The sequence below is a fragment of the Actinomadura rayongensis genome, from assembly GCF_009831215.1.
Taxonomy (GTDB): Bacteria; Actinomycetota; Actinomycetes; order Streptosporangiales; family Streptosporangiaceae; genus Spirillospora; species Spirillospora rayongensis.
Genome location: NZ_WUTW01000002.1, coordinates 1,418,045 through 1,426,461, shown reverse-complemented (window position 1 = coordinate 1,426,461; position 8,417 = coordinate 1,418,045). Strand labels below are relative to the sequence as shown.

8 protein-coding genes are annotated in these 8,417 nt (G+C 71.6%); 1 reads left to right on the top strand and 7 read right to left on the bottom strand.

Annotated elements, in window-relative coordinates; translation table 11 throughout:
• The first annotated feature begins 580 nt into the window (after positions 1-580).
• Positions 581-1,477 carry a TauD/TfdA family dioxygenase gene (locus GQ466_RS16030; RefSeq protein ID WP_161103620.1) on the top strand — a complete coding sequence of 299 codons (897 nt, stop codon included), beginning with the start codon at positions 581-583 and terminating at the stop codon, positions 1,475-1,477.
• A gap of 90 nt (positions 1,478-1,567) precedes the next feature.
• Here the strand turns inward: GQ466_RS16030 and GQ466_RS16025 are convergent, their stop codons facing one another.
• The 7 genes from GQ466_RS16025 to GQ466_RS15995 are packed head-to-tail and all read right to left on the bottom strand — an operon-like array spanning position 1,568 to position 8,409.
• On the bottom strand, positions 1,568-2,323 hold the full coding sequence (locus GQ466_RS16025; protein WP_161103619.1) for an AfsA-related hotdog domain-containing protein: 756 nt from the start codon (positions 2,321-2,323) through the stop codon (positions 1,568-1,570).
• Positions 2,320-2,562, bottom strand: a complete 243-nt coding sequence (locus tag GQ466_RS16020) for a phosphopantetheine-binding protein (protein ID WP_161103618.1) — start codon at positions 2,560-2,562, stop codon at positions 2,320-2,322. Before GQ466_RS16020 ends, GQ466_RS16025 begins: the two co-directional genes overlap by 4 nt.
• A 25-nt stretch (positions 2,563-2,587) precedes the next feature.
• On the bottom strand, positions 2,588-3,595 hold the full coding sequence (locus GQ466_RS16015) for a beta-ketoacyl-ACP synthase 3 (protein ID WP_161103617.1): 1,008 nt from the start codon (positions 3,593-3,595) through the stop codon (positions 2,588-2,590).
• A 23-nt stretch (positions 3,596-3,618) separates the two neighbouring features.
• Complete coding sequence (locus GQ466_RS16010; protein ID WP_161103616.1) at positions 3,619-4,788, bottom strand: 2-oxo acid dehydrogenase subunit E2; 1,170 nt, start codon at positions 4,786-4,788, stop codon at positions 3,619-3,621.
• Between the two features lie 18 nt (positions 4,789-4,806).
• On the bottom strand, positions 4,807-5,778 hold the full coding sequence (locus GQ466_RS16005) for an alpha-ketoacid dehydrogenase subunit beta (RefSeq protein ID WP_337193490.1): 972 nt from the start codon (positions 5,776-5,778) through the stop codon (positions 4,807-4,809).
• A 3-nt stretch (positions 5,779-5,781) separates the two neighbouring features.
• Complete coding sequence (pdhA, locus tag GQ466_RS16000) at positions 5,782-6,843, bottom strand: pyruvate dehydrogenase (acetyl-transferring) E1 component subunit alpha (RefSeq protein ID WP_161103935.1); 1,062 nt, start codon at positions 6,841-6,843, stop codon at positions 5,782-5,784.
• A 48-nt stretch (positions 6,844-6,891) separates the two neighbouring features.
• Entirely contained in the window at positions 6,892-8,409 is a 1,518-nt protein-coding gene (locus tag GQ466_RS15995; RefSeq protein WP_337193489.1) for an FAD-dependent monooxygenase, read from the bottom strand.
• Between the last annotated feature and the right edge of the window lie 8 nt (positions 8,410-8,417).

The following is an 8,417-nucleotide window of genomic DNA, read 5'->3' as shown; positions in this document are numbered from 1 at the left end:
CCTCATACCTCGTCCTGAGCTCGGCGGTCGGTGTCGTGCGATCGGGCTGGCGGGTCACCGCGGGTCCGGCGGCGCGGACGGCGTACGCGGCTCGCCGGACGGCGCCGGGGCGGGGAGACGGCGCGCGGACGGCCACGGGCGGCGGGCGCGGACGACGACCCGCCGCGGCGCTCCGATCATTGCGGCGACCCTCCCGCGCATTCGGTCCCAGGCCGTCCACATGTTCCGGCGAAACGATCGCCAATACCCGGGAGCAAGACGTTGATCAATTCGACTGTGAACTCTACGCGAGACCATCTCGGCCGGGAAGGCGTCCGGTTCCCGGCGCCCAACCGCCGGGAAGAGTCACTTGGACACCCCCCTGACTGTCAAAGTGAACGGTTGCCGAGAATGCGGACACCATGAGAACGTGGTGCGGCTGAGTATGCGCTGAGCAGGCATTTCACCACCCCCGCCCCAGAATCAACGGTCGGACACGGCCACTATTTCACCGATTCCCTGACGCGGGGGCTGGTCACGTACCGTTGATGCGTCATCGTTCTTCGATGACCGGCAGAAGGTGGGCGACTTGCTTCCCTCAATGGTGACCGCACCGAATCCCGGCACCGCGCTGACCGATTATCTGAGCGCGCGGCGCGCGGAGGTGGACGCTCAGTTGCGGACGTCCGGCGCGGTGCTGTTCCGGGGTTTTCCCGTCCGGTCCGCCGAGGACTTCCAGGCCGCCGTCCGGACGTTCGCCCCGGAGCTGCTCGGCTACACCTACCGGTCCACGCCGCGGTCGGAGGAGTCGCCGGGCGTCTACACCTCGACCGAGTATCCGCCGGCCGAGGAGATCCCCCAGCACAACGAGAACTCCTACGCCCACGCGTGGCCCGGCGAGGTGTGGTTCTTCTGCGAGCGGGCCGCCGCGCGGGGCGGGGAGACGCCGCTGGCCGACAGCCGCCGCGTCCTGGACCGGCTGGCCCCCGACCTGGTCGCCCGCTTCGCCGACCGGGGCGTCATGTACGTCCGCAACTACCGGGTCGGCATGGACCTGCCGTGGGAGGAGGTCTTCCAGACGTCCGACCGGGCGGCCGTGGCGGAGTTCTGCGACGCGGCGGGCATCGAGTACGCGTGGGACGGCGACGACCTGCGGACGAGCCAGGTCCGCCCCGCCGTCGCCGAGCATCCGGCGACCGGAGAACGGGTCTGGTTCAACCAGGCGCACCTCTTCCACCCGTCCGCCCTGAAAAAGGACGTCCGCGACATGCTGGTCGAGCTGTACGGCGAGGACGGCCTGCCGCGCAACGCCCGCTTCGGCGACGGCACCGCCATCCCCGAAGCGGACCTGGCCGCGATCCGCGCCGCCTACCGCGCGGAACTGGTCGCCGCCCCCTGGCAGCAGGGCGACGTGCTCGTGGTCGACAACCTGCTCACGTCCCACGGCCGCCGCCCCTTCACCCCGCCCCGCAAGGTCCTGGTCGCGATGACCGGCTGACGTCCAGCTGTCGGGCTAGAAGACCAGCCCGTAGCGGTCCGCGGGACACCTTTCCCCCGGGCCGTTCCCCGTCGAGACGGCCGACGGAGGTCAGCGGTCCCCGGCCGCGAGGGACGGTGTGCGCCCGGCGGCCAGCAGGCGCAGCGCGCGCCCCGCTCCTCTGCGCTCCTTCTGCGCCAGCGCGTCCGCGTGGACGGCGGAGCACACCATGCGGATCGTCGCCGCCGGAAGCCCGGCCTGCACGATCTCGACGCGGACGTCGAAGGTGAGGTGTTCCGGGTCGTCCAGGCCGACGGAGAGCACTTCGTATTCGATCGTCGCGGCCAGCGGAAACAGAAAGGTACGGAACTTGCTCTCCATCGACTCCAGGACATAGCCGTACCGGTTCTCCGGCCACCGGGAGGCGTGGTAGCGCTCGCTCACCGCCAGGAACATCTGCCGCGCGGCCTCCAGAAGCACCATTCCCTGGACGTGCCCGCCCTGGTGGTCGAGCAGCAGTTCCTCGTCGTTGTGCAGGCGCAGCGCCGCGCGGAACGTCGTCGCTCCGGTCTGTTCGAGGCCCGCGATGAGGACGTTCTCTTCGCGGTGCTTGTGGATTTCGGAGTCCCGGGCGAGCGGTCCCGTCGCGTTCGCGCGAATGTCGGCGGTGACGCCGGCGCGCGCGAGTTCGGCGCGAATCCGGTCCCAGTCGCGCGCGTCGACTCCCTGGCCCTCGATGAGGACCAGTTCTCCCGTGTGCAGCCGGGAGCGCAGCGCCGCCACGAGGCCCGACACCGTGTCCGCGCCGGTGCCGTCGGCGAAGGGCGCGAACCGGTCGCCCACGACGCAGAGTCTCGTGACCGTCATCCGACGGCGCTTCTTTCCCGCAGCAGGGCCGCGACGGCGCGCGCGGTCCCCGCGTCGACCAGCTCGTCCTCGAAGATCTTGACGCCGCAGGCGCGCTCCAGGACGACCGACAGTTCCAGCAGCACCAGAGAGTCGATCTCCAGATCGGCGAACCGGGAGTCGGCGGTGATCTCCGGCACCTCGCCATGGCTGTCCGCCACGATTCTGCGGAGGGTTTCGAGAACAACGTCGCCGGTCATGAAAGCTCCTTCGTCGTGGGTCGGGTCAGATGCTCAGGACGTCCGGCGCGGGCCAGCGGACGGCCGTCGATCCCCAGCTGAGGCCGCCGCCGAACGCCGTCATCAGGACGCCGTCGCCCGCGCGCAAACGCCCGGCCGAAGCGGCGTCGGTCAATGCCAAGGGAATGGACGCGGCGGACGTGTTCCCCACGCGATCCAAATGGACCAACATGCGTTCGCGCGGCAGCGCGAGAACGTCGGCGACCGTGTGGAGAATGCGCACATTGGCCTGGTGCGCCGCGCACCACGCGACGTCGTCGACGTCCCAGCCGATCCGGTCGAGCAGCCGCCGGGACGACTCGGCCATGCGGTTCACGGCGTGGGTGAACATTTCCTTTCCCTGCATGGCGAGATAGGCGTCCCCGGGACGCGGCGGCCGTCCGGCGGACAGTTCCCGGGAACCGCCGCCGGCCACCTGGGCGAGTTCGCGCCCGGAGCCGTCGCTGCCGAGGTCGAAGCCCAGGAGCGCGCCCGGTTCGTCGGCGTCGCCCGCGCGCAGAACGGCGGCGCCCGCCCCGTCGCCGAAAATGATCGCGGTGGAGCGGTCGGCGGGATCGAGCCGCGTCGACCAGACGTCCGCGCCGATCACGAGCACCCGTTCCGCGCCGCCGATCGCCAGCGCCCCGGCGGCCGAGGAGAGCGCGTAGACGAATCCGGCGCACGCGGCGGACACGTCATGGGCCGCGACGCGGTCGAGACCGAGCATTTCGGCCACCTCGGGCGCGGTGGCCGGCATGACCTGGTTGCCGGTGCTCGTCGCGAGAATGACCATGTCGACGGAATCGACGCCCGCCGATTTCAGGGCGCGCAGCCCCGCCTCGGCGGCCAGATCGCCCGTGGTGGTCCCCGGGTCGGTCCAATGGCGCCGACGAATTCCGGTCCTCGTGCGGATCCACCGGTCATCGGTGTCGAGCGACCGCGACAGTTCGTCGTTGTCCACGACGCGGGGCGGGACGACGGCGCCGATTCCTTGGAGCACTGCTGCGCGTGACACGTTGTTCCTCCTGTTCGCCGGGGCTAGGACCATCCGATGATCCGTTCGGGCCGTTCGAGAACGGCTCCGGTCCCGGCGAGCACCTTCGACCCGAGTTCTCCGTCGACCAGGCGGTGGTCGAAGGAAAGCGCCAGGGTCACGACATGGCGCGGCTTGACCTCGCCCTGGTGCACCCACGGCTTCAGCCGGATCGCGCCGACCGCGAGAATCGCGGCCTCGCCGGGATTGAGGATCGGCGTTCCGGCGTCCACGCCGAAGACCCCGATGTTCGTGATGGTGATGGTTCCGCCGGTCAGGTCGCCGGGCTCCGTGCGTCCGGACCGCGCCGTCCGCGTCAGGTCCCGCAACGCCCGCGCGAGTTCCGGCAGCGTCCGGGCCTGCGCGTCCTTGACGTTGGGGACGATGAGGCCGCGCGGCGTCGCCACGGCGATGCCGAGGTGGACCGCGTCGTGCAGGACGATCGCCCGCCCCGCCTCGTCCCACGAGGCGTTGATCTCCGGGTGCCGGCGGACCGCGACCAGCAGGGCCTTTGCGACCAGCAGCAGCGGCGTCACGCGAAGGTCCGCGTGTTCCGGATCGGCTTTGAGGTCGTCGACGAGCCGCATCGTGCGGGTCACGTCGACCGTGAGGAATTCCGTGACGTGCGGCGCGGTGAACGCGCTTTCCGTCGTGGCCCGCGCCATCGCCCGGCGCACTCCGGTGACCGGAATCCGCCTCTTCTCGGGCGCCGTGGAACGCGCGGCCGATTCGACGTCCTCGCGCGTCACGACACCGCCGGGCCCGGTGGGCACGACGGTCGCGAGGTCCAACCCGAGGTCTTTCGCCAGTTTGCGCACCGGCGGCGTCGCGGCGGCCCGGATTTCGCCGTCCGGACGTTTGCGCGGACGCCGCCGGACGGCCGGTTCACTCGCGCCATAACCGACCAGCACCGGTTCCCCGCCGGGTGACGGGTCCTCTTCCACCGTGATGAGGACGGCCCCGACGTCCACCGTCGCGCCCTGCTCGAAATGCAGCTCGTGCACCCTTCCGTCGAAGGGAATCGGCAGTTCGACCAGCGCCTTGGCCGTCTCGATCTCGCAGACGGCCATGCCGTCGCGCACCCGGTCGTCCGGCGCGACGAGCCAGCGGACGATCTCGGCCTCGGTCAGCCCTTCGCCGACGTCGGGCAGTTTGAACTCGCGGAGCCTGGTCACCGTTCCCCCTCCGTCCGGTCAGTAGGCGAGCGCTCGTTCGGCCGCGTCCAGGACGCGGTCGAGGTCGGGCAGGTAATCCCGTTCCATGCGCCCGCCCGGATACGGCATGTGATAGCCGCCGACGCGCAGGACCGGCGCCTCCAGATGGTGGAAACAGCGCTCGCTGATCCGGGCCGCGATCTCCGCGCCCGCCCCGAAGAACACCGGCGCCTCGTGGACCACGGAAAGGCGGCCGGTCCGGCGCACCGACGCCTCGATGCCGTCGAAGTCGATCGGGGAGAGCGACCGCAGATCCAGCACTTCGAGGCTGACGCCGTCCTCTTCGGCCGCCGCCGCCGCGTCGAGGCACGTCCGGACCGTCGGCCCGTAACCGACGAGCGTCATGTCGCGCCCCGGCCGGACGACGCGGACCGAATGCAGCGGCGCCGCAGGCGCGGACGTGTCGACCGGTTCCTTCTCGTAATAGCGCCGTTTCGGTTCGAGGAAGACGACCGGGTCGTCGCAGGCGATGGCCTGGCGGAGCATCCAGTAGGCATCCGCCGCGCCGGACGGCGAGACCACCCGCAGCCCGGCGACATGGGCGAACAACGCCTCCGGCGATTCGCTGTGGTGCTCGACCGCGCCGATTCCACCGCCGTACGGAATCCGGATCACCACGGGAAGTCCGAGCCGTCCGCCGGACCGGGCCCGCATCTTGGCGAGCTGCGTGACGATCTGGTCATAGGCGGGAAAGACGAATCCGTCGAACTGGATTTCCACCACCGGGCGGTAACCGCGCAGCGCGAGGCCGATCGCGGTGCCGACGATCCCGGATTCGGCGAGCGGCGTGTCCAGGACCCGGTGCTCGCCGAAGTCCTTCTGGAGCCCTTCGGTCGCGCGGAAGACGCCGCCCAGCTTCCCGATGTCCTCGCCCATCAGCACGACCTTCGGGTCGTCGGCGAGCGCGCCGCGCAGCGCCTCGTTGATCGCCCGGACCAGGCTGAGCGTCACCGGTCACCCCTCCCCTGCGGCGGCGAAGGACGCGGAGTACTCCCGGAACCACGCCAGTTCCTCCGCGACCAGCGGATGCTCGTCGCCATACGTGCGGCCGAAGGCGTCGGCCAGTCCGGGATCCGGCATCGCGCGGACGCTCGAACGCAGACGCGCCGCGAGGTCCGCCCCTTCCCGGTCCGTCCGCGCAAAGAATTCGTCGTCGGCCAGGCCGGTCTTCCGCAAATGGAGCCCGAGCCGCGCGATCGGGTCCTTGCCGCGCCATTCCTCGACCTCCACCGGATCCCGGTAGCGGGTCGCGTCGTCGGCCGTGGTGTGCGCGCCCATCCGGTAGGTGAACGCCTCGATGAGCATCGGTCCCGCACCGCTGCGGGCGCGCGCGAGGGCCGCGCGGGTCACCGCGAGACAGGCAAGCACGTCGTTGCCGTCCACCCGGACGCCCGGAAACCCGAACCCGGCGGCCCGCCGGAAGATCGGCGCCCGGAACTGCCGCTCGTTCCCGGCCGAGATCGCCCATTGGTTGTTCTGGCAGAAGAAGACCACCGGCGCGTTGTAGACGGCCGCGAAATTGAACGCCTCGCTCACGTCGCCCTGGCTCGTGGCGCCGTCGCCGAAATAGACCGCGACGGCCGTCCCCGCGTCGTCGGCGGCCACGCCCATCGCGTATCCGGTCGCGTGCAGGACCTGCGACCCGATCACCAGCGTGTAGAGGTGGAAATGGTGCTCGGCGGGATCCCAGCCGCCGTGCGTGACGCCGCGGTACAACCGGAAGATGTGCAGCGGATCGAGGCCACGGCAGAGCGCGACGCCGTGGTCCCGGTAACTCGGAAAGACGTGGTCGTCGTCGCGCAGCGCCCGCGCCGAGCCGATCTGCGCGGCCTCCTGTCCGAGCAGCGACGGCCAGAGCGCCAGTTCGCCCTGCCGTTGCAGGGTGACGCCCTCGCCGTCGGCGGCGCGCGCCAGCACCATGTCCCGGTAGAGCCCGCGCAGTTCGCCGGGCGTCGATTCCAGTTCGTAGTCGGGGTGGGGAACTCGTTCGCCGTCCGGGGTGAGAAGCCGCACCATTTCCCCCGGCGTGTGCTCGGTCAACCCGCTTCCCTCCGGTGAGAGTTCTTACGCATTGCCGCGAACGGTCTCGTCCGGGACGCGGCGCGGAATGCTGCGCTCGATCTCGGCGCGCAGCCGGTTCAGGTCGTCGGCATGGCCGTGGGCGGCGATATGGCCGTCAGGACGGACCAGGTAATAGCCCGGCCTGCCGCACAGTTCCGGCACGCCGGGGGCGACGCCGACGTTCAGCCCCGGCGCCGTCTCGGCGAGGCGGCGCAGCGCGGGCAGCAGCCGGGACGACGCGGTCAGCACCGTCCACCGGCCGTGCACGACGCCCAGCGCGTTCGCGAGCCCGTACGGCACGGCCGCGCCGGGACGCAGCCCGCCCCGCCCGCACCGCCGCGCCGGCACCTGCGCCGCGCGCGTCGGCGGATACCGCAGCCGCCGCCCCGCCATGACCGGCAGGTAGAAGCGTTCGAGCGCCCCGCTGCGGTCGGCCGCGCGGAACGCCAGGTCGCGCAGCCCCGTCCAGGGCCTGCGCCGCACCATCCACGCGCGGGTCTGCAGATCCGTCTCCCGGACGACCCGCGCCGCGACGGCCAGGCGCTCCTGCTCATAGGTGTCGAGCAGGTCGTCCGGCGCCTCGCCGTGCAGCACGGCGGCGAGCTTCCACGCCAGGTTGTGCGCGTCCTGCACGCCGGTGTTGAGCCCCTGCCCGCCCGCCGGACTGTGGACGTGCGCGGCGTCCCCCGCCAGGAACACCCGCCCGCGCCGGTAGACGTCGGCCTGCCGGGCGTGGACGCGGAACGCCGTCCGCCACACCGGCTCCGTCAGGCGCACGCCCGCCGGCCCCCGCTCGTCCACGGCCTTCTGCATCCACGGCAGGCTCAGCTCCTGTCCGGGCGGCAGGACGGAGAAGAACCGGAACGCCCCGCCCGGCAGCGCCACGACCGCCAGCACGCCCTGCGCCGACAGGTAGTAGTGGGCGCGGTCGGGCGGCAGCTCCGCGCCGGTCGGACGGCAGTCCACCAGCGCGAACGTGCTCGGGTAGGTGGCACCGGTGAAGCTCGCCCCGATCTGCCCGCGCACCGCGCTGCCCGCGCCGTCCGCGCCGATCACGAACGCGGTGCGGGTCCGCTCGACGCGCCCGTCCGGATGCTCCAGGATCGACGTGACGCCGTCGGCGCGCCCCGCGAAGTCGAGGTCGTCGAACGCCAGCAGCCGGACGCCGCGTTCGATGCGTCCCCCGAAAGCGTGCAGCCGATCGGTCAGCACCCGTTCGGTGTCGTTCTGCGGGATGCACAGCGGGACGAGTTCCTGCGGCATCGTGAACGTCGCCACGTGCGCGCGGTCGGAGAAGTAGCTGAACGCGTTGAGCCCGTGCCCGGCGGCCCGGGCCGCGTCCAGCGCGCCCAGGTCCTCCAGCAGGTCGAGCGTGCGCGGCCACAGCAACTGGGCCCGGGCGTACGGCGACGCGGCGGGGGCCCGGTCGACCAGCCGCACGCCGACGCCCCGGCGGAGCAGTTCGCACGCGGCGACGAGCCCGGTGGGACCGGCTCCGACGATGAGGACCTGGGCGTCCACCACTTCTC